Annotated in this window: 15 protein-coding genes, 2 tRNA genes and 1 riboswitch; of the genes, 8 read left to right on the top strand and 9 right to left on the bottom strand. The window is 72.8% G+C overall.

The annotated features are described in order from the left end of the window. Nucleotides 1-212 precede the first annotated feature (212 nt). Nucleotides 213-2,288, bottom strand: a complete 2,076-nt coding sequence (locus tag ACH4LD_RS22300; RefSeq protein ID WP_398054965.1) for an asparagine synthase-related protein — start codon at nucleotides 2,286-2,288, stop codon at nucleotides 213-215. A gap of 747 nt (nucleotides 2,289-3,035) precedes the next feature. Here ACH4LD_RS22300 and ACH4LD_RS22295 point away from each other — a divergent pair. From ACH4LD_RS22295 to ACH4LD_RS22280, 4 genes are all read left to right on the top strand, one after another. Continuing rightward, nucleotides 3,036-4,460: an MFS transporter gene (locus ACH4LD_RS22295; RefSeq protein ID WP_132785036.1), complete on the top strand. Its 1,425-nt coding sequence runs from the start codon at nucleotides 3,036-3,038 to the stop codon at nucleotides 4,458-4,460. A gap of 155 nt (nucleotides 4,461-4,615) precedes the next feature. Further along, on the top strand, nucleotides 4,616-5,833 hold the full coding sequence (gene lhgO, locus ACH4LD_RS22290; RefSeq protein WP_398054964.1) for an L-2-hydroxyglutarate oxidase: 1,218 nt from the start codon (nucleotides 4,616-4,618) through the stop codon (nucleotides 5,831-5,833). A 33-nt stretch (nucleotides 5,834-5,866) separates the two neighbouring features. Continuing rightward, on the top strand, nucleotides 5,867-6,700 hold the full coding sequence (gene trmB, locus ACH4LD_RS22285) for a tRNA (guanosine(46)-N7)-methyltransferase TrmB (RefSeq protein ID WP_132785032.1): 834 nt from the start codon (nucleotides 5,867-5,869) through the stop codon (nucleotides 6,698-6,700). 42 nt (nucleotides 6,701-6,742) lie between these two features. Continuing rightward, nucleotides 6,743-8,038 (top strand): PrsW family intramembrane metalloprotease, encoded by a 1,296-nt coding sequence (locus tag ACH4LD_RS22280; protein ID WP_398054963.1) that lies wholly within the window; start codon nucleotides 6,743-6,745, stop codon nucleotides 8,036-8,038. Between the two features lie 60 nt (nucleotides 8,039-8,098). Here ACH4LD_RS22280 and ACH4LD_RS22275 read toward each other — a convergent pair whose 3' ends face one another. The 3 genes from ACH4LD_RS22275 to ACH4LD_RS22265 form a co-directional block, all read right to left on the bottom strand. Then, entirely contained in the window at nucleotides 8,099-9,043 is a 945-nt protein-coding gene (locus ACH4LD_RS22275; protein WP_398054962.1) for an aldo/keto reductase, read from the bottom strand. Between the two features lie 96 nt (nucleotides 9,044-9,139). Next, nucleotides 9,140-10,177 (bottom strand): M23 family metallopeptidase, encoded by a 1,038-nt coding sequence (locus ACH4LD_RS22270; RefSeq protein WP_398054961.1) that lies wholly within the window; start codon nucleotides 10,175-10,177, stop codon nucleotides 9,140-9,142. An 11-nt stretch (nucleotides 10,178-10,188) separates the two neighbouring features. Next, a riboswitch (cyclic di-AMP (ydaO/yuaA leader) is annotated at nucleotides 10,189-10,354 on the bottom strand. 242 nt (nucleotides 10,355-10,596) lie between these two features. Beyond that, nucleotides 10,597-11,778 (bottom strand): PP2C family protein-serine/threonine phosphatase, encoded by a 1,182-nt coding sequence (locus ACH4LD_RS22265; RefSeq protein WP_398054960.1) that lies wholly within the window; start codon nucleotides 11,776-11,778, stop codon nucleotides 10,597-10,599. A 124-nt stretch (nucleotides 11,779-11,902) separates the two neighbouring features. Between ACH4LD_RS22265 and ACH4LD_RS22260 the strand changes: the two genes are divergently transcribed. Further along, nucleotides 11,903-11,976 (top strand) — tRNA-Met (locus ACH4LD_RS22260). Between the two features lie 151 nt (nucleotides 11,977-12,127). Here ACH4LD_RS22260 and ACH4LD_RS22255 read toward each other — a convergent pair. Beyond that, a complete protein-coding gene (locus tag ACH4LD_RS22255; RefSeq protein ID WP_398054959.1) occupies nucleotides 12,128-13,258 on the bottom strand; it encodes a dihydrofolate reductase family protein in 1,131 nt (376 codons plus the stop codon). Nucleotides 13,259-13,340: 82 nt separating this feature from the next. On the opposite strand from ACH4LD_RS22255, the gene ACH4LD_RS22250 reads away from it, so the two are divergent. Together ACH4LD_RS22250 and ribA are read left to right on the top strand one after the other, a co-directional pair. After that, on the top strand, nucleotides 13,341-13,868 hold the full coding sequence (locus ACH4LD_RS22250; protein ID WP_398054958.1) for a MarR family winged helix-turn-helix transcriptional regulator: 528 nt from the start codon (nucleotides 13,341-13,343) through the stop codon (nucleotides 13,866-13,868). 105 nt (nucleotides 13,869-13,973) lie between these two features. Beyond that, entirely contained in the window at nucleotides 13,974-14,618 is a 645-nt protein-coding gene (gene ribA, locus ACH4LD_RS22245; RefSeq protein ID WP_398054957.1) for a GTP cyclohydrolase II, read from the top strand. Between the two features lie 65 nt (nucleotides 14,619-14,683). Here ribA and ACH4LD_RS22240 read toward each other — a convergent pair whose 3' ends face one another. Together ACH4LD_RS22240 and ACH4LD_RS22235 are read right to left on the bottom strand one after the other, a co-directional pair. Next, on the bottom strand, nucleotides 14,684-15,946 hold the full coding sequence (locus ACH4LD_RS22240) for an arginine deiminase (RefSeq protein WP_398054956.1): 1,263 nt from the start codon (nucleotides 15,944-15,946) through the stop codon (nucleotides 14,684-14,686). A 52-nt stretch (nucleotides 15,947-15,998) separates the two neighbouring features. Continuing rightward, nucleotides 15,999-17,453, bottom strand: a complete 1,455-nt coding sequence (locus ACH4LD_RS22235; protein ID WP_398054955.1) for a basic amino acid/polyamine antiporter — start codon at nucleotides 17,451-17,453, stop codon at nucleotides 15,999-16,001. Nucleotides 17,454-17,593: 140 nt separating this feature from the next. Here ACH4LD_RS22235 and ACH4LD_RS22230 point away from each other — a divergent pair, with 140 nt between their 5' ends. After that, on the top strand, nucleotides 17,594-18,250 hold the full coding sequence (locus ACH4LD_RS22230; RefSeq protein WP_398054954.1) for an FxLYD domain-containing protein: 657 nt from the start codon (nucleotides 17,594-17,596) through the stop codon (nucleotides 18,248-18,250). 130 nt (nucleotides 18,251-18,380) lie between these two features. On the opposite strand, the gene ACH4LD_RS22225 is transcribed toward ACH4LD_RS22230, so the two are convergent. Then, nucleotides 18,381-18,453 (bottom strand) — tRNA-Lys (locus tag ACH4LD_RS22225). Between the two features lie 99 nt (nucleotides 18,454-18,552). Next, nucleotides 18,553-20,058: an amino acid permease gene (locus ACH4LD_RS22220; protein ID WP_398054953.1), complete on the bottom strand. Its 1,506-nt coding sequence runs from the start codon at nucleotides 20,056-20,058 to the stop codon at nucleotides 18,553-18,555. Nucleotides 20,059-20,216 lie beyond the last annotated feature (158 nt).

Raw genomic sequence — 20,216 nt, 5'->3', positions numbered from 1 at the left:
GGCGGGGGTGCGGGATGGGGGCACGGGGGTTTCGGGACCGGTGCTTGGCACAATGCCCGGCACTGCGGCCGGCCGGGGCCGGCTCACCCGCCGGCACTGTGCAGCCTAGGGCAGGACAACTCCCCAGGGGCGCGGGGAACTGCGCGATCAGCCCCCACGGACCCGCAGACGCACGCCGAGCCGAGTCACCCCACCGCTCGCGCCCCGACCGCTCACGCCCCCGGCGTAAGCGCGCTGCGCCTCGGCTGGATCCCCGAAGGGACCGCGCGGGAGCGGGTCGGGGTGCCCGTCCAGCAGGTGCCGCGGCGGGAGAGGAGGCGGCGGAGCCAGAGTTCGAGGGAGACGAGGTCGGCCAGGCCGTCCAGGGGAAGGGCCTCGCCCGCCGCGGCCGAGCGCAGCGCCTTGCGGACGACTCGGGCCTCGACCAGGCCCGCGTCGGCGAGCAGTGGCGTGGAGAAGAGGTCCAGGAGGGGGTCGGTGGCCGCGCGCAGCCCCGCGCGCGCGGCCGCCGCCGAGGAGGCGTGGGAGGGCGCGCCCCAGCCGGGCGGGAGGTCGGTGACGCCGGCGCCCTCCAGGACCGTACGCAGGATGGCGGCGCGGGCGCCGGGCTGGACGCGCAGGGCCTCGGGCAGGTCACGGCAGGCGCGCACGACCTGGTTGTCGAGGAACGGCGCGTGCAGCCGCTGGGAGCGGATCTCCGCGGCCTGCTCCAGGACGCGGAGGTCGGCGGCGTGCCGGGCGAGTGCCGCACGCGCGCGGTAGTCGCCGGGGCGCTGTGCGCCGGTCGCGGAGCGGTCCGCCTCCGCCTGGAGCAGAACCGATACTTCAGCCAGCGCCTCTCCCGTCAGCCACCGGGCGGCGGGCCCGGGTCTCGCCCAGGCCAGAGCGGCGAGGGAGGCGCCCACCGCCCCCTTGGGCTCGTCGAAGCGGCGCCGCATCAGCCGCTCGGCCAGCACCTCCAGGCCCGCCCGGTAGGGGGTGCGGGCGAGGCGCCGGGCCGCGCCGTACACGCGCGCGGGGACCATCACGGAGCCGTCCGCGCGGGCGAGCGCGGCCACCGGCCGGACCAGGTGGCGCCGTTTGCGGTCCACCAGCAGGTCGGCGAGGCGGGCGGGGTGGGCGTCCAGGACCTGGCGGGCGCCGTGGCCGGTGAAGTGGTCGGCGCTGCCGGCGGCGAGCCGCGCGCGGTGCCGGGCCGCCTGGACCAGGGAGGGGCCGGGTTCGTCGGTCAGCGGGCCGTCGAGGTCGGCGTACGGCAGGGTCTCCTCGTCGCCGGTGACCACGACGTGGTGCAACCGGGGATTGGCCGCGAGGGCACCGGCGCGTTCCAGTTCGGCCTCGCGGCCGGTGACGGCCAGATCGTTGAACGTGACGGCCAGGAGCCGTTCGCCCGCGCCCGTGCCGTGGCCGAGGAGCGTGCCGGGTCTGCCGGGCAGCCCGGCGGCCAGCAGCGCGAGCGTGCCGGAGGCGGGGCCGCCGGACAGGTCGGCGCCGATGCCGGGGACCGGCATCCCGCGCGCGGCCCGGCGCTCGGCCGGTCCCATGCCGGGCACCGGCCCGGGATCGAGGTCGGGCACGTGCCGGGGTGCCGACAGCCGGGTGCGGACGGCCTCCACGAGCGCGTCCCGGACGGCGTCCACGGCGCGGCCGGGGTCGGCCGGGGGCGCGGCCACGGCGAGGGAGGCGACCGGCTCGTACCCGGCGACCTCCCTCGCCCCGGCGCGCAGCACCAGCGCGTGCCCCGGCGGAATGCGCCGTACGCCGTCGTAGGGGGTGCTGTCGCGCAGCGCGGCCGGGACGTCCGGGGCGGCGAGCAGGGCGGCGAGGTGGGTGAAGTCGAGGTTGGCCTCGACGAGGTCGGCGAGGGGCAGCGCGGCGGTGGCGTAGGCGGTGCCGCCGGCCCAGGGGGTGTAGAACACCGGCCGGGCGCCCGCGAGATCGCCGCAGACGGTGATGCGGCGGCCGGCCTGGACGACGGCCGTGTAACTGCCGGGCCAGGTGGTCAAATGGCGCACCGCGCCCCCGCGCGCGGTGAACAGGCCGCGCCTGAGCTCCTCGTCGGTGGCACCGCAGATGCCGAGGACGGCGATCCGGTTCTGTGCGTCGGCGTGCACCACGCGCACCTCGTCCGGGCGCCAGTCGCCGACGGCCCACAGCGGGTCCAGGTCGCCCCACAGGAGCTGGGAGCCGACCGGGTGCAGGGTCTCGCCGTCGTATCCGACGGCACCGGCGGTTCCGATCCCGGCGGCGCCCGCGGCGGTGCTGCTCCAACCCACCAACCACCGCATCGACGCCTCCACCGGCTGTGGACGAACAGTGCACCGTACGAACCGGACCCCATGCTGCCATGAAGGGCGCGCGGGAGCGGGACGGCGGCACCGCCTTCGATCGAGGGAAAGTCGAAGGGAAGCCGGGGGAAACACGCGGGGCGGGCTTGGGGAGTTGGCGGCCGGCCGACGTCTGCGGGACGGGTGCCGACCGAACGGCACCGCACGGGTCCGGCGCGAATGCGCCCCCTGTGCGCTCCCCCAAACCGCCCTTCACGCCCTCAAGTTGCATGGTCGGAACGGCAATTGAGCGCACGGGGCATGGGGCGATTTTCGGCCAATTAAATGGAGGGGCTCCGGAGATGAGCACGCTCCGTACAGACCTGCGGAGCGCGCGGCGGTCCACACGCGCGCACGGTCCGGGAGGCGGGCATCGCCTCCCGGACCGGTCCGCCACCCGCGGGGATGAAGGTGGCGGTGTCCCCCAGCCCACTGGATCCAGTACAGCGGGCCGACCCACGCAAGAGCCATGGAACCGCTCCCCGGGTGGCCGGAGGAGAGCGCACGGACGGGCGCACGGCCACACGTGCGGGGGCACGCGGCGACAGCCCGTGCACGGTGCGTACAGGGCCCGGACTTCCGTACGGACCACAATCCCGCCAACCGGAACAATGCCCCTTAACGCTTGGGATGCGGCGAACTACGCTGGGTTTACGAATGCCGCGTGGTTATGCCAGCGCGGCAGCCGTCTGTGTCGAGGGGTGGCGCATGTCCAGGGAGCAACGCGGGCCGAACGAAAAACTCGGCGCCGTTCTCGCCCTCGCGGGAATCAGCAACGCGGGACTCGCCCGCCGCGTCAACGACCTTGGCGCCCAACGCGGGTTGACGCTTCGCTACGACAAGACGTCCGTGGCGCGCTGGGTGTCGAAGGGCATGGTGCCGCAGGGTGCGGCGCCGCACCTCATCGCCGCCGCCATCGGCCAGAAGCTCGGCCGGCCGGTGCCGCTCCACGAGATCGGCCTGGCGGACGCCGATCCCGCGCCCGAAGTGGGCCTCGCCTTCCCGCGGGACGTGGGCCAGGCGGTGAGGTCCGCGACGGAGCTGTACCGCCTCGACCTCGCCGGCCGCCGCGCCGGCTCCGGCGGCATCTGGCAGTCGCTCGCCGGGTCGTTCGCAGTCAGCGCATACGCAACGCCCGCCTCGCGCTGGCTGATAACCCCCGCCGACAGCTCGGTCGCGCGGGAGGCGGGCTCCGCCGAGGGGTCCGGCGCACCGATCAAAGTCGGCCACAGCGATGTGCAGAAGCTCCGCGAGGCCGCCGAGGACGCCAGACGGTGGGACTCCAAGTACGGCGGCGGGGACTGGCGTTCCTCGATGGTGCCGGAGTGCCTGCGGGTGGAGGCGGCCCCGCTGCTGCTCGGCTCCTACTCCGACGAGGTCGGCCGCGCCCTGTTCGGCGCCTCGGCCGAACTCACCCGGCTCGCCGGGTGGATGGCCTTCGACACCGGGCAGCAGGAGGCCGCGCAGCGGTACTACATCCAGGCGCTGCGGCTCGCGCGCGCGGCGGCGGACGTCCCGCTCGGGGGTTACGTCCTCGCCTCCATGTCGCTCCAGGCCACCTACCGGGGCTTCGGCGACGAGGGCGTCGATCTGGCGCAGGCCGCGCTGGAACGGAACCGGGGGCTGGCCACCGCGCGGACGATGAGCTTCTTCCGGCTGGTCGAGGCACGGGCACACGCGCGCGCGGGAGACGCGCAGGCGGCCGGCGCGGCACTGAAGGCGGCGGAGAGCTGGCTGGAACGGTCCCGTCCCGGTGACAACGACCCGTCCTGGCTCGGTTTCTACGGATACGACCGGTTCGCCGCGGACGCCGCCGAGTGCTACCGGGACCTGAAGGCGCCGCGTCAGGTGCGGAGGTTCACCGAGCAGGCGCTGTCGAAGCCGACGGAGGAGTTCGTGCGGTCGCACGGGCTGCGGCTGGTCGTCTCCGCGGTCGCCGAGCTGGAGTCCGGCAACCTCGACGCGGCGTGCGAGCAGGGGGTGCGGGCCGTGGAGGTGGCCGGGCGGATCTCGTCGGCACGGACGACGGAGTACGTGAAGGACCTCCTGCACCGGCTGGAGCCGTACGGGGACGAACCGCGGGTGGTGGAGCTGCGGGAGCGGGCCCGGCCCCTGCTGATGGCCGGGGCGTAGAGAGGGAGGCCACGGGGGTGCCGCGTTCCTTTCCTCGTGCGGCCGCGGGTGGTCTGTGGTTGTTCGCGCAGTTCCGCGCGCCCTTTGGGGGCACGCTGCCGCACCCCGGCGTTTGAAGCCGTTGTCAGTGGCGCAGTGCACTATCGGAGGCGGAGGTGGTGCAGGTGCGGGCCGGGGCGTACGACTGTGATGTGCTCGTCATCGGTGGGGGGATCGTCGGGCTGTCGACCGCGTATGCGATCACCCGTGCCGCGCCCGGTACGCGCGTGATCGTGCTGGAGAAGGAGCCGGGGCCAGCCCGGCACCAGACGGGGCGCAACAGCGGGGTCATCCACAGCGGGATCTACTACCGGCCGGATTCGCTCAAGGCGCGGTACGCGGTGCGGGGCGCCGCCGAGATGGTGAAGTTCTGCGCCGAGTACGGCATCGCGCACGCCGTCACCGGCAAGCTGATCGTCGCCACCGAGCGGGACGAGCTGCCACGGCTGCACGCGCTGGTGCAGCGCGGCCGGGAGAACGGCATCCCGGTGCGGGAGCTGGGACCGGCGCAGATCACCGAGTACGAACCCGAGGTGCGCGGCCTCGCCGCCATACATGTCGGTACGACCGGGGTGTGCGACTTCGTGGGCGTCGCGGGCGAGCTGGCGCGGGCCTCGGGGGCGGAGATCCGGTACGGCGCCCGGGTCGTCCGCGTGGACCGGCGGCCGGAGCGGGGCGTGGCCGTGCTCACCGCCACCGGGGACGTCGTCCGCGCGCGCGTGCTGGTGAACTGCGCCGGGCTGTACTGCGACGAGGTGGCGCGGCTGACCGGCGACGACCCCGAGGTGCGGATCGTGCCGTTCCGCGGGGAGTACTACGAGCTGGCGCGGCCCGAACTGGTGCGAGGGCTGGTGTATCCGGTGCCGGACCCGGCGTTCCCGTTCCTCGGGGTGCACCTGACCCGCGGGATCGACGGGGGCGTGCACATCGGGCCCAACGCGGTGCCGGCGCTCGCCCGGGAGGGGTACGACTGGGGGGTCGTACGGCCCCGGGAGCTGGCCGGGACGGTCGCGTGGCCGGGGTCCTGGGCGATCGCCCGGCGGCACTGGCGGTACGGCGCCGGTGAGCTGCGCCGGTCGGTGTCCAAGGCCGCGTTCCTGGAGGCCGTGCGAAGACTGCTGCCCGGGGCGGAGGCCGGGGATCTGGTGCGGGCCCCGGCCGGGGTGCGGGCGCAGGCGGTGCTGCGGGACGGGACGCTGGTGGACGACTTCCTGATCCGGGAGGGGGCGCGGGCGGTGCACGTGCTGAACGCGCCCTCGCCCGCGGCCACGGCGTCGCTGCCGATCGGGCGGGAGATCGGGCGCCGGGCGCTGGCGATGCTCGGCTCGCTGTAGCGGCCCGTCGGCACCCGTAAAATCGGTCGTACTGTGTCTGACTCCCTGAACGCCCCCGCCCCGTCCCCGGCCCCCCACAGCCCCGGTGGCCCCGTCCGGCACACCCGGGCCAAGGGCGAGCCGCGCTTTCCCGACGGGCCCAAGGCCGATCCGGCCGGGTCGCACTTCGAGCGGCGGATCCGCAGCTTCCAGCCGCGGCGGAGCCGGGTGACGGCCGGGCAGGCCGACGCGTTGCAGCGGCTGTGGCCCAAGTGGGGGCTGGACATCGACGGGCAGCGGGTGATCGACCTCGGCGAGCTGTTCGGCAACGACCGGCCCGTGGTCCTGGAGATCGGGTTCGGGATGGGCGAGGCCACCGCGCGGATGGCCGCGGGCGACCCGGACACCAACATCCTGGCCGTCGACGTGCACACCCCCGGCCAGGGGAACCTGCTGGGTCTCGCGGACCGCAGCGGTCTGTCCAACGTCCGGGTGGGCAACGGCGACGCGATCATCCTGCTCCGGGAGATGCTCCGCCCGGACGCGCTGGACGGGCTGCGCGTCTACTTCCCCGACCCCTGGCCCAAGAAGCGGCACCACAAGCGGCGGCTCATCCAGCCCGAGTTCCTGACGCTCGCCGCGTCCCGGATGAGGCCCGGCGCGCTCCTGCACTGCGCGACCGACTGGGAGCCGTACGCCGAGCAGATGCTGGATGTGCTCAGCGCCCACCCCGACTTCGAGAACACCCAGGCGGACGGCGGTTTCGCGCCACGCCCTGAGTTCCGGCCACTGACCCGTTTCGAGGGACAGGGACTGGACAAGGGACATGTGGTGAACGACCTGCTGTTCCGGCGCGTCCCGCACAGCACCGCTGAGCAGGACCGGTAATCCGTTCCAGCCCCTCGTCCCGCCACCGTTAGGGTCGATGCCGTGGCCACCAGTCCTCCGTTTCCGACGTGTCCCCCGAGCCCCGGCGACGGTGTGCTCCGCCACCCGCACTGGTGGCAGCGCAGGTGGGTGCGGTACGGAGCACTGAGTTCCCTGCTGGCCCTGTCCGGCCTGGTCATCCTCGCGCTCGTACGGCGGCAGACCGGCACGGAGGGCTTCCTCGTCGGTCTGGGGCTGGCCGTGCTGCCCGTGCCCTGGCTGATGGCCGCCTTCCGGTGGCTGGACCGGGTGGAGCCGGGCCCCTGGCGGAACCTGGTCTTCTCCTTCGCCTGGGGGGCCTGTGCGGCGGCGCTGATCGCCATCGTGGCCAACAGTTTCGCGACCAAGTGGATAGCCACCTCGACCGCGGATCCGGCCAGTGCCGACACGCTCGGCGCGACCGTGATAGCCCCCATCGTGGAGGAGTCCGCGAAGGCCGCGGCCGTCCTGCTGGTGTTCCTCTTCCGCCGACGTGACTTCACCGGGATCGTGGACGGGGTGGTGATCGCGGGCGTCACCGCCACCGGGTTCGCGTTCACCGAGAACATCCTCTACCTCGGTACGGCCTTCGGGACCGACCAGCTCACCGGCGACCGCGGCATCGCCTCCGTCACCGCCGCCACCTTCTTCGTGCGCATCGTGATGTCCCCGTTCGCGCACCCCCTGTTCACCGTCCTCACCGGCATCGGCTTCGGCGTCGCCGCGCTGTCCGCCGAGCGGCAGCACGCGCGGCGGGTGCTGCTGCCGTTCTGCGGGCTGCTGCTCGCGATGGGCATGCACGCCTTCTGGAACGGCTCCTCCACCTTCGGCGAGTACGGCTTCTTCGCCGTCTACGGCGCCTTCATGGTGCCCGCGTTCGCGGTGGTGACGTGGCTCGCGATCTGGACCCGGCAGCGGGAGCTGCGGACCGTGCGGGCGGAGCTGCCCACGTACGTGCTGGCCGGGTGGCTGGGGCCGGCCGAGCCGTTCGCGCTCGGGTCGATGCGGGCGCGCCGGATGGCCCGGGACTACGCCCGGCACCACCACGGGCGCCAGGCGGCACGCGAGGTGGCCCGGTACGAGGCGTACGCGACCTCGCTGGCGTTCCTGCGGCACCGGGGGCGGAAGGGTAAGGCCGGCCCCGACTTCGTCGTCCGGGAGCGGGAGCTGCTGGACGAGCTGTGGAAGCGCAGGGCGGTCGCCCGGCCCGCGCTGGAGTACGCGAGCCGGGCGTCCGTTCCCGCCCCGGTGTACTGGGGGGCGGCGCCGTACGGGTACGCGGCGGTGCCGTATCCCGCGTACAACCCGTACCGGACGTAGTCAGGGGGCCGGCGGGGTGCTTCGGCACCGCCGGGCCGCGCCGTCGCGGGGTGGGACGGGCTAGGCCGACGCCTCCGTCAGCCGGGCCACCTCGGCGTCCGTCAGCTTCAGCTCCGCGACCCCCAGCAGCGCCGGAAGCTGTTCCACGGTCCTCGCCGAGGCGATCGGGGCCGTGACCGTGGGCTGGGCGGCGAGCCAGGCCAGGGCGACCGTGGCGACCGGGGCCTCGTGGGCCGCGGCGATCTCGTCCAGGGCCGCGAGGACCTTCTGGCCGCGCTCGGATTCCGCGTGCTTCCGGGCGCCTTCGGCGCGGGCGCTGTCGACGCTCCTGCCGGGCCGGTACTTGCCGGTGAGGAAGCCCGAGGCGAGGGAGAAGTACGGGACGGCGGACAGGCCCTCGCGGGCGACGAGGTCCTGCAGCGGGCCCTCGTAGGTGTCCCGGGAGACCAGGTTGTAGTGCGGCTGGAGGGCGACGTAGCGGGCGAGGCCCTCGCGGTCGGAGAAGTCGAGCGAGGCCCGCAGCCGCTCGGGGCTGATGTTGGAGGCGGCGATGTGTCGCACCTTCCCGGCCTTCACCAGCTCGTCCAGCGCGCCGATGATCTCCTCGACCGGCACCTCGGGCTTGTCGAAGTGGGTGTAGTAGAGGTCGATGTGGTCGGTGCCCAGGCGGCGCAGGGAGGCGTCGGCGGCGGCCTTGATGTTGGCGGCGGACAGGCCCTGGTACTCCGGGTGCTGGCTGACCTTGGTGGCGATCACGACCTCGGAGCGGTTGCCGCGGGCCTTGACCCACTTGCCGATGATCGTCTCCGACTCGCCGCCCTGGTTGCCCTCGATCCAGGCGGAGTAGGAGTCGGCGGTGTCGATGAAATTGCCGCCCGCGGCGGTGTAGGCGTCGAGGACGGCGAAGGAGGTCTGTTCGTCGGCGGTCCAGCCGAAGACGTTGCCGCCCAGGGAGAGCGGGAAGACCTCAAGGTCGGAGGAACCGAGTTTACGAAGTGACGTCATACGTCATGTCAACACCGGCGGTGGGTGATCGCATCCCACCGCCGGGGCGGAGTTCTCGCCAAGTTCCCGCAGAGGTTCCCGCGCGGGACGGGACCGTCAGGGGTTGAGGCCCTTGTCGCGCAGCCACGCCATCGGGTCGATGCCGGTGGCCTGCCCGTGGGGGTGGACCTCCATGTGGACGTGCGGCCCGGTGACGTTGCCGGTGGCGCCGACGCGGCCGATGACCTCGCCGGTGGTGACCTTCTGGCCGACGGAGACGCTGATCGAGGACTGGTGGCAGAACCACAGCTCGGTGCCGTCGTCCAGGGTGAGGATCGTGCGGTAGCCGTAGGAGCCGGCCCAGCCCGCCTCGGTGATCGTGCCGCTGTGCACCGCCTTGATCAGGGTGCCGGTGGGGGCGGCGAAGTCGAGGCCGGTGTGGTAGCCGGAGGACCACATCCCGCCGGCCTGGCCGAAGGTCGAGGTGATCGTGTACGAGGAGGTGGGCAGCGTGTACTGCGCGGCCAGCTTCGCCAGTCGCTCCTCCTCGGCCTTCTTCGCGGCGGCGGCCTCCGCCTTCTCCTTGGCCTCGGCGGCCTTGGCGGCGGCCTCCTTCTCGGCCTGGGCGGCGGCGTCGGCGCTCTGCTTCTCGGCGGCGGCGACCGCGGCGGCGGTGGCCTTGCTCTCGGCCTGGCCCTGCTGCTGCTCGGCCTGGGCCATGATCCGGTTGCGCAGCGCCTCGCCCGCGTCGGCGCTGTCCTCGCCGGCGGCCGTGGTCACGCCGACGGTGCTCAGCGTGGCCGTGGCGGCCTCGGCCGGCTGCGGGTCGGCGGAGTCGTCGTGGAAGAGGGAGCCGACCGAGGGCAGGTCCGGCAGGGAGATGGAGACCGGCGGCTTGCCGGTGTTGGCGCTGGCCATGCCGCCCGCGCCGACCGCGGCCATGACGCCGACGCCCAGGACGGTGGAGCTGCGCGCGAAGCCGCCGCGCTGCTTGGCGACGCGATGCCGGCCGCGCACCGGGGCGACGGACTCCTCGGTGGGGTTCCACTCCTCCCAGGGGCCCTCCTCGGCGTGGTAGGCGCCGTACCCGAAGGTCTCGGGCTCGCGCTGTGCCGGTATGAACGGGGCTTCTGGGACAGACCGGTTGGACGCCACGCGGGCGTACTCCTTTCCTTCCTTTCGCCTACCGGGTTAGCTGACGGGTTCGGAGCAGGAAGGTCTCCTACGCGCGTATACCGGTCGTGGACTCCGTGAGTTCACGGCGGCATCCGCGTGATTCACCCCAGGGTGGTGGTTCCCCGGCTCCCTCGCGGGATTCGGCGCGTGCGCACGGAGCCGCCTCTTGTGACGGCTGTGACGACCGCGCTGCGTTATCGAACGTTAATAGACCTGCCAGTCACTTTCCAAGCCGTTCGGCTTGATCAGTCACGTCTTTACCGGCGGAGTTATCGGCCACTACACCGGCAAAACGGGCGAGTTGACCGGGCATCGGCTCCGTTCAGCAGTCACTTTTGGTTTTGATGGTGACTCAGATGTTATGCGCACGGCGCTCGCCCGGTCACCTTCGGTGACGCTCAGGACCGGCGTACGGCGAGCAGCGCCATGTCGTCGGTCATGCCGCCCCCGGAGTGCCGGCGCGCCTCCTCGGCGAGCCGGCCGACCAGCGCGGCCGGGCCGGGGAAGGTGCGCCCCGCGAGCCGCCGTTCGGGGTCGTAGAACCGGCCGTGGGCGTCCCGGGCCTCGGACAGGCCGTCGGTGTGGAAGAGCAGGGTCGCGCCGCTCGGGAAGGCGGTCTCGGTGGCCCGGTCCGGCCACAGGCCGAGATCGCCCATGCCGAGCGGCAGCGCGGGCTCCGCGGGGACCAGCGCGCGCAGGGTGCCGTCGGCGTGCAGCAGCAGCGGTGGCGGATGACCGCGGTTGACGATCCGTACGACGCCGTCGCCGTGCGGGAGTTCGGCGAGGACCGCGGTGGTGAACCCCTCGAAGGCGTCGATCCCGTCGCGCCGGGTGCCCTCGCGGGCCAGCGCCCGCTCCAGCCGCTCGGCGACCGCCTCCAGCGTGGCCTCCTGCTCGGCCGCCTCCCGGAACGCGCCGATCACCACGGCCACCGCGGCGACCGCGCCCATGCCCTTGCCGCGCACGTCCCCGACGACCAGCCGGACGCCGTGCGGGCTGTCCTGCACCGCGTACAGGTCGCCGCCGATGAACGCGTCCTGCCGTGCGGCCTCGTAGCACGCGGCGATCTCGTAGCCGCCGATCCGCTCGTCCGGCTCCGGCAGGACGGCCCGCTGGGCGGCCTCGGCGATCTCCCGGGCGGAGGCGAGCCGCCGGTCGCCCCGGCGGACCACCCGGTTGATGGCGACGGCCAGCAGGGCGACCGTCGCGACGGTGACCACGTCGGTGAGGGTGCCCACGGCCGGGTGGACCCCGGCGTCGGTGTGCACGGCGTAGGCGGCGGCGAGGGAGGCGAGGCCGGTCAGGACGGTGGTGCGCAGCGCCGACAAGGGTGCGGCGGCCAGCGGGGCCGCGGTGAAGAACGGGACGGCCGTGAAGTCGTCCGGGGCGAGCAGGCCGTACAGGACACCGCAGACGAGGAGGAGGGCGGGCAGGGCGCGGGCCAGGGCACGGGGGCTCGGACGGCGGCGGGCACGCACCGGCACCGGTTCGTCGCCGAGGCCCGGGTCGGGCACGGGGTCGCCGGGGAGCCGGCCGCCCGCCCTGGCGTACGGGCTCTCCTCCACCTTTCCAGGGCGCACCGCGTGTCTCCCGGTTGTCCGACGTACCTCCAGGTTTCCCGGCCCCGGGGCGGGCGGCGACCGGTGTGGGCCGAAAGGGGTGTGCGAGCGGTCCCGCGCATGGCGTACACTGGAGTCACAACGACGCGGGGTGGAGCAGCTCGGTAGCTCGCTGGGCTCATAACCCAGAGGTCGCAGGTTCAAATCCTGTCCCCGCTACTGAAGACTCAGGGCCCGGAATCCAGCGGATTCCGGGCCCTGAGTCGTTTCCGGCCCGCCGCCGTGCCCCGTCAGGGCGCGGGGAACCGCGCGACCAGCCACAACGCACCCGCGCCCGCCCACCAGGCTCCGCCGGCGGACGGGCGGGCGCTCACAGCAAGTGGGCGTTCGGCGCCTTGGCGAGCTCCTCCAGCTCGGGAAGCACGACGACCTGCGCGCCCCCGACGACCAGAACCCCGCTTCCGTCGGCCCCCGCCACGAACGTGTCCGGCTCACGCCACGCGGTGACCACCCTCCGCACCCCGGCCCGGAGAATCAGCTCGGCGCAGGGAGCCGGCCGGGACGCACGCCGGGCACAGGGCTCCAGGCTGCTGTACACCGTGGCGCCGGCGAGCCGCGCGTCGGCGGGATCGATCTTCGCGAGCGCCGCCTCCTCCGCGTGCACCACCGGATCGGCACCCTCACGGGAGTATCCCCGCGCCAGCTCCGTGCCGTCGGCGGCCACCACCACCGCGCCGACGCTGAACGCCGTCTCCGACGGCGGACACAGCGCCGCGAGTTCACAGGCGGTCCGCAGCCAGTGGCGGTCGGCGGCGGTGGCGACCGCCCCGGCGCCGGGCGCCGTGGGCACGTACCGCATGAGCACGACGTCCTCGATCCGGCGGGTGTCGAGCAGGCGCAGCCGTCCGGGCTGGTAGGCCCCCGGCCCGAACAGGCGGGGTGCCACCGGATCGCCGACGAAGAGCGGGGCGAGGACCAGCTGGAGTTCGTCGGCGAGGCCCTGGTGCAGGAGCTGGGTGTGGACCGTGCCGCCGCCCTCGACCATCAGACGGCCGACGCCGCGCACGTCGTGCAGGTGCTCCAGCAGGGCCCGCCAGTCCAGGTCGGGGCCGAGCGGGACGACGTCTGCGGTGCGTCCGAGGCGGCGGGCGGCCCGCTCGGCGCCCTGGTCGGTGGTGTAGACGATCTTGTCGCCGCCGGTGTGCCAGAAGTTGGCGTCCGGGTCGAGGTCGCCGGTGGCGGTGACCGTGACCTTCAGCGGGTACTCCGGCTTGCCCTGCGCCACCCGGGCCGCGCGCCGCTCGGCGGAGTTGACCAGCAGGCGGGGGTTGTCGGCGCGGATCGTGCCGGCGCCGACGAGGATCGCGTCGACCGAGGCCCGTACCGCGTCGACCCGGTCGAAGTCGGCCGGGCTGGACAGCAGCAGGCGCTCGGGGCCGGTGTCGTCCAGGTAGCCGTCGAGGGAGACGGCGGCGGACAGCAGCACGTACGGCAGGGGCATCGGCGCCCTCTCTTCCGGAGGCGGACGGACTCGTCCGGGCGGACGGGCTTGGTTCAAGTTTTAAACAACTTACACTGGCGGCATGACGACCCGCTGGCTCACCCCCGAGGAGCAGCGCGCCTGGCGCGCCTACATGGCCGCCTCCCGGCTCCTGGAGGACGCCATCGACCGGCAGCTCCAGCAGGAGGGCGGCATGCCCCACCTGTTCTACTCGGTGCTGGCCAACCTCTCCGAGGCCCCCGACCGGCGGCTGCGCATGACCGATCTCGCCGAGACGCTGAAGATCACCCGCAGCCGGCTCACCTACGTGGTGACCCGGCTGGAGCGGGACGGCCTGGTGCGCCGGGAGAACTGCCGCTGGGACAAGCGCAGCTCGCTCGCCGTGCTGACGGACGAGGGGACGGCCGTCCTGGAGCGTACGGCACCCGGGCATGTCGAGACGGTCCGCAGCACCCTGTTCGACCGGCTCACCCCGGAGCAGGTGGGGCAGCTGGAGGAGATCTGCACGGGGATCGCGCGCGGGCTGCAGGGCGAGGGCGACGAGTCCGGCGCCGAGGACGTCCCGTGGCGGCGCCGTTCGTCCTGCTCGTCGCCCCCGGCGTCCTCCTGAGCGGGCCGGGCCGCCGGGGCCGATGATTGCTTTAACTTTTAAGCAGGAGTAGGGTCCAAGCGAACCGCTGCTTCAAATCTGAAGCAACTGTCCGGGAGGACCCGCATGCCCGACATCCCCGCCGCCACCCCGCGCGCCCGCGTCCGGGTACCACTGCGCTTCGCCGACGGCTACGGCGCCGACGCCGAACTCGTCACCTTCCACGGCCTCACCGACGGCCGGGAACACCTCGCCGTCGTCCTCGGCGAGCCCGGCCCGGTCCCGCTGGTGCGCCTGCACTCGGAGTGCCTGACCGGGGACGTCTTCGGCTCGGCCCGCTGTGACTGCGGACCGCAGCTGCGCGAGGCGGTCGAGCGCATCGCCGGGCGCGGCGGTGTCCTGCTCTACCTCCGCCAGGAGGGCCGGGGCATCGGCCTCTACAACAAGCTCGACGCGTACGCCCTCCAGGACGAGGGGCTCGACACCTACGCGGCGAACGCCGCCCTCGGTCTGCCGGAGGACGCCCGCGACTACACGGCCGCCGCCCAGATGCTCGGCGCCCTCGGCATCACCGAGCTGGACCTGCTCTCCAACAACCCCGACAAGGCCGAACAGCTCCGCTCGCTGGGGATCGCGGTACGGGACCGGGTGCCGACCGGTGTCTTCACCACCGCCCACAACGTCCGCTACCTGCGCGCGAAGGTGCTCCAGACCCAGCACACCCTGCCGCTGTCCGAGCTGACCGGGCTGACCGAGCTGACGGCGGGCTAGTACCCCCCTCTTCGCGACCGGTGCCATGAGTACGCCCGGCGCACCCGGACAGGGAGCCGGCGGGTTCAGAACTCCACGGGGTCCCGCAGCAGCGGGCACGTCATGCAGTGGCCGCCGCCGCGGCCACGGCCCAGCTCCGCGCCGACGATCGTGACGACCTCGATCCCGGCCCGGCGCAGCAGGGCGTTGGTCTGCGTGTTGCGGTCGTAGGTGAAGACCACGCCGGGTTCGACCGCCACGGCGTTGTTGCCGCTGTCCCACTGCTGGCGCTCGGAGGCGTACACGTCGCCGCCCGTCTCCACGACACGGAGTTCCGGCAGACCGAGCGCCTTGGCGACGACGTCGACGAACGGAGTGGTCCCTTCGTCGATGACGTCGACGCCGGACGGCTGGTCACCGGGGCGCAGGGAGAAGGTGTGCACCGAGTCCATGATCCTGGGATAGAGCGTGACCAGGTCCCGGTCGGCGAAGGTGAAGACCGTGTCCAGGTGCATCGCCGCGCGCAGTCTGGGCATGCCGGCGACGACGACGTGCCGGGCGGCGCCCCGCTGGAACAGGGCGGCGGCGACCTGGGTGATGGCCTGGCGGGAGGTGCGTTCACTCATCCCCATGAGGACGACCCCGTTGCCCACCGGCATGATGTCGCCGCCCTCGAAGGTCGCCTCGCCCCAGTCGAGTTCGGGGTCGCCCCACCACACGGTGGAGCCCTTGAAGTCGGGGTGGAACGAATAGACCGCCTTCATCAGCAGGGTCTCGTCGTGCCGGGCCGGCCAGTACAGGGGGTTCAGGGTGAGGCCGCCGTACAGCCAGCAGGTGGTGTCCCGGGTGTAGAGGGTGTTGGGCAGCGGCGGCATAAGGTACTCGCGCGCGCCGGTGGACTCGCGGACGAGCGCCAGGTGACCGGAGCGGAAGTCCGCGGGCAGGTCGCTGGTGGCGAGCCCGCCGATGAGGTACTCGGCGAGGCGGCGCGGCTCCAGGGAGTCCAGGTAGGCGCGGGTGCCCTCGATGAGGCCGATGCCGACCTGGTTGGCGGTGATCTTCCGGTCCAGCAGCCAGGCCCGCGCTTCGGGCAGCGCCATGGTCGCCGCCAGCAGGTCGTGCAGCTCGATGACCTCCACCCCGCGCTCCCGCAGCCGGGCGACGAAGTCGGCGTGGTCCCGCTGGGCGTTCTCCACCCACATCACGTCATCGAACAGCAGGTCGTCGGCGTTGCTGGGGGTCAGACGCCGGTGCGCCAGGCCGGGTGCGCACACCAGTACCCGGCGCAGCCGGCCGACCTCGGAGTGGACGCCCAGGGCGGGCTGGGGAGCGGTGGCGTTGCCGGTCATGGTGACCTCCCTGGGAGCATGCGGGTGCGCGGGACGAAGCGGTGGAGGCCGGTCAGAGGCTGATCCAGCCGACCGCGAGGGCGACGAGGCCGAGCACGGCCCCGGCGACGGAGACGGCGAGGACGACGAGTTCGCGTCCGGTGAAGAGCCGCCGGCCCTGTTCACGGCGGGCCATCACGAACAGGACGGTCGCGGGCGCGTAGACGATGAACGAGACCAGGACGAACTTCAGGCCGGCCGCGAACAGCAGGAACGCGGTGTAGAGCGTGGCGAGGGCGGCGACGGCGAGTTCGCGCCCGGACGTCCGGCCACCGACGGTGAGCGTGTCGGCTCGGACGCCGGTCTTGACGGCGAAGGCCGCCGCCAGGAGGTAGGGGATCAGGGACAGCGCGCTGGTCAGGTCGAGGGCGAAGTCGAAGGCGTCGTCCGAGAAGGCGGTGACCACCAGCACCACCTGGGTGAGCAGCGAGGTCATGAACAGGGCGGGCACCGGCACGTCGACGGGGTTCAGGCGCCGCAGGAAGCGGGGCATGTCGTCGTCCTTGGCCGCGACGAGCAGGACCTCCGCCGCCATCAGCGTCCAGGCGAGGTAGGCACCGAGCACGGAGACGATCAGCCCGACGCTGATGAAGGCCTTGCCCCAGGTCCCGACGGCCGCTTCCAGGACCCCGGCCATGGACGGCTGCCGCAGGCCGGCGATGTCACCCATCGGAAGGATGCCGTAGGACACGATCGTCACCGAGGCGAAGATCGCGAAGACGCTGAGGAAGCCGAGGACGGTGGCCTTGCCCACGTCGGAGCGGCGCCTGGCGTGCCGCGAGTAGACGCTCGCCCCCTCGACGCCGAGGAAGACGAAGACCGTGGCCAGCATGGTGCCGCGGACCTGGCTGAAGAGGGAACCGGCGTAGTCCGCGCCGTGGAAGTTGGCCGCGAAGACACCGGGCCTGAAGTACACCAGGGCGAGGACGACGAAGAACAGGATGGGCACGAGCTTCGCCACGGTGACGATCTTGTTGATCGCGGTGGCCTCCTTCACCCCGCGCCGGATGATCCAGAAGAACGCCCACAGCCCGGCCGAGGACAGGACGACGGCCAGGGCGGTGTTCCCCTCGCCGAGGCCGGGCCAGACCGCGCCGATCGTCGACATGATCAGCACCCAGTACGTCACGTTGCCGACGCAGGCGCTGGCCCAGTAGCCGAACGCCGAGAAGAAGCCCATGTACTCGCCGAAGCCCGCCTTGGCGTAGGCGTACACACCGGCGTCGAGGTCCGGCCGGCGCACCGCCAGGAGCTGGAAGGTTAAGGCCAGCATCAGCATGCCCGCACCGGCGACGGCCCAGGCGATGAGCGCGCCCGCGACGCCCGTCTCCTCGGCGAAGCGGCGCGGCAGGGAGAAGACCCCGGCCCCCACCATGGACCCCACGACCATGGCCGCCAACGTGAGCAGCGACAGCTTGGCGGCCGGGAGGTCCTGCCGGTCGGCTTCGGTGGTGGCTACCTGCGACATGGCGTCCTTCTGGCTCGTATGACCGATATGGGAAGAACATCACCACTTTGCTCCGGATCGCGGATTACCTCACCTCGTATCACCATGGTTCTGGTCTGTACCAGGACTGGCCCCGTGCCCGCATCACCGTGGAGGTCGCCGTGTCGGAACCCAACGTGCCCGGCCAGGACGCCGCGTCGTCCCGCACCGCACGCCCACGCCTGAGACCGGTCGTGTACGGCGTGGGCGCGGCGCTCACCGGTGTGCTCGCCGTCGCCTCGTGCGGCAACGGCAACGGCAACGGCAGCGGCGGGGCCGGCACCTCCACCCCGACCGCGCCCGCCACGTCGAACTTCTCCGGCACCGTGCCGTCCGGCATGTCGTCCTGGGCGGAGTCGCAGAAGGCGCAGGCCAGCGCCTCCGCCTCCGCCGCGGCCTCGTCGGCCTCCGCCCGCGCGGACGAGTTCGAGGCATCCGTGGCCGCGGACGCCGAACGCGCCCGCGCGGAGGCCCAGAAGCAGCTCGCCAAGGTGAAGGGGCGGGGCAACGCGACGAAGGACGTCTCCATGACGGGCGTCCCGCTGTCCCAGACCCACAACGTGCGCGCTCTCCTCGTCACGATGACCAACCGCACCGACAAACCCGCGTCGTTCGCGGTCCAGGTGAACTTCAGCGACTCCCACGGCAAGGTCGTGGAGACCGTCGTCGTGGGGTCGCAGGACGTGAAGCCGGGGCAGAAGGCGGAGCGCTACGCCATCAGTCACAAGCCCCCCGAGCCGCATCTGACCGCCGAACTGGCCAAGGCGCAGCGGTACTGACAGCGGAGGGGCCGGCGCAGGCGCGGCGGCGACAGCGGCCCCCGGGAACGCGACAGCGCCCGAGCCGGCCGAAGCCGTCCCGGGCGCTGTGCCGCGGGCCGGAGGGGTGACCCCCGGGGCCCGCGGGCGGTAGGCCGTGTGGGACTCGAACCCACAACCAAGGGATTAAAAGTCCCCTGCTCTGCCAATTGAGCTAACGGCCCGTGCGATGTTGCCTGTCCGAGCATAGCCGGACGAGGCCGCGTCGCCGATCGGGTATCGGGGACACGGCCACGTCGGATGACGCCGGTGCGGGGGGATGGTTACTTTTCGGCCGGGATGGGAGCCGGGGCGGGGCGGCGGGTGAGGAACCAGTGGCGGGCCGAGGCCAGCCACCAGGTCGCCGCGAAGCCGAGGACGACCAGGACGGCGACCGGGGCGTAGTTGAACGTCTTCCAGGTGACCGGGGAGACCTGCGGCAGCATGAACAGGACGGTGATCGCCAGCACCCAGGTCACCGAGATCACCCCGATGGGACGGGACCAGCGGCCCAGGTGCCAGGGGCCGGGGCCGAACGCGGTGCCCTTGCGGACGCGGAGGAAGGTCGGGATGACGTACGCGATGTACAGGCCGATCACCGCGATGGACGTCACCGCCGCGTAGGCCGTCGTGTTGATCAGGTACGGCAGGCCCAGGGCGAGAGCGCCGAGCGCGGCCAGCCACACCGCCGCCACCGGGGTCCGGGTGCGCGGGCTGACCGTGTGCCAGACGTGGGAGAAGGGCAGCGCGCCGTCCCGCGAAAAGGCGTAGATCATGCGGCTGTTGGCGGTGACCGAGGCCATGCCGCAGAAGAGCTGGGCGCCGATCACCACCAGCAGCAGGAGCTTGCCGGCCGTGGCGCCGAGGGCGTCCAGGAGGATCTGGGCGGGCGGCGCGCCGGTGGGGGACGTGAGGGCCCCGTCGTACGACTGGATCGCGAACGTGAAGCCCAGCAGGAGGACGAAGCCCGCGATCCACGACGTCCAGATGGAACGGACGATGCCCTTCGGGCCCGCGGTGGCCGCGTCGTGGGTCTCCTCGGTCATGTGGGCGGAGGCGTCGTAGCCGGTGAAGGTGTACTGCGCCATCAGGAGACCCAGGAGCACCACGTACGGTGTGCTTCCCCAGCCCGTCTCGTTGACGAAGTGCGTGAAGACGAAGGACGCCGACTGGTGGTGGTCCGGGACGAGCGCCAGCGCGCCGACGATCACCGCGACGCCGAGGACGTGCCACCACACGCTCACGCTGTTCAGGAACGCGACGATCCGGACGCCGAAGGTGTTCAGCAGACCGTGCAGAAGGAGGATCGCCGCGAACAGCAGCACCGTGCGGCCGGGGGTCACCCGGAAGCCGAACTGGAGGTTCAGCCAGGCGCCGAGGAAGGAGGCCGCGCCGAAGTCGATGCCGGCGGTCACCGCCACCTGGCCCAGCACGTTGAACCAGCCCGTGAACCACGCCCAGGCCGCGGCCGAACGCGGGGGCGCCAGGCGGTGCGCCCAGAAGTACAGGCCCGCCGAGGTCGGGTAGGCCGAGCAGATCTCGGCCATCGACAGGCCCACGAACAGCGTCATCAGACCCACCGCCACCCAGCCCCAGGTGATCACCGCGGGACCGCCGGTGGTCATGCCGAAGAGGTACAGGGTCAGGCAGCCGGACAGCACCGAGATGATCGTGAAGGAGACGGCGTAGTTCGAGAACGCCGACATGCGGCGGGCGAGGACCTGGGTGTAGCCGAGCTGGGCCAGCCGTTCCTCGTCCGACAGGCCACCGGCGCTCACGTCATCTGTCATGCCCCCAGCAATTCCCTCCCTGGGAGCGTGACATGCGTCACTCGGTGACCGGAAATCGATGGCCCGGGTACGCGCGAGGGCCCGTACGAACGGTGTCGTACGGGCCCTCGCCCTGTCTCACTCGGCGTCAGTCACCGGTGTGCCGGCCGACGAAGTGT

The organism is Streptomyces sp. NPDC017676 (assembly GCF_044329325.1).
Classification (GTDB): domain Bacteria; phylum Actinomycetota; class Actinomycetes; order Streptomycetales; family Streptomycetaceae; genus Streptomyces.
This window is presented reverse-complemented; position numbering and strand designations above follow the sequence as displayed.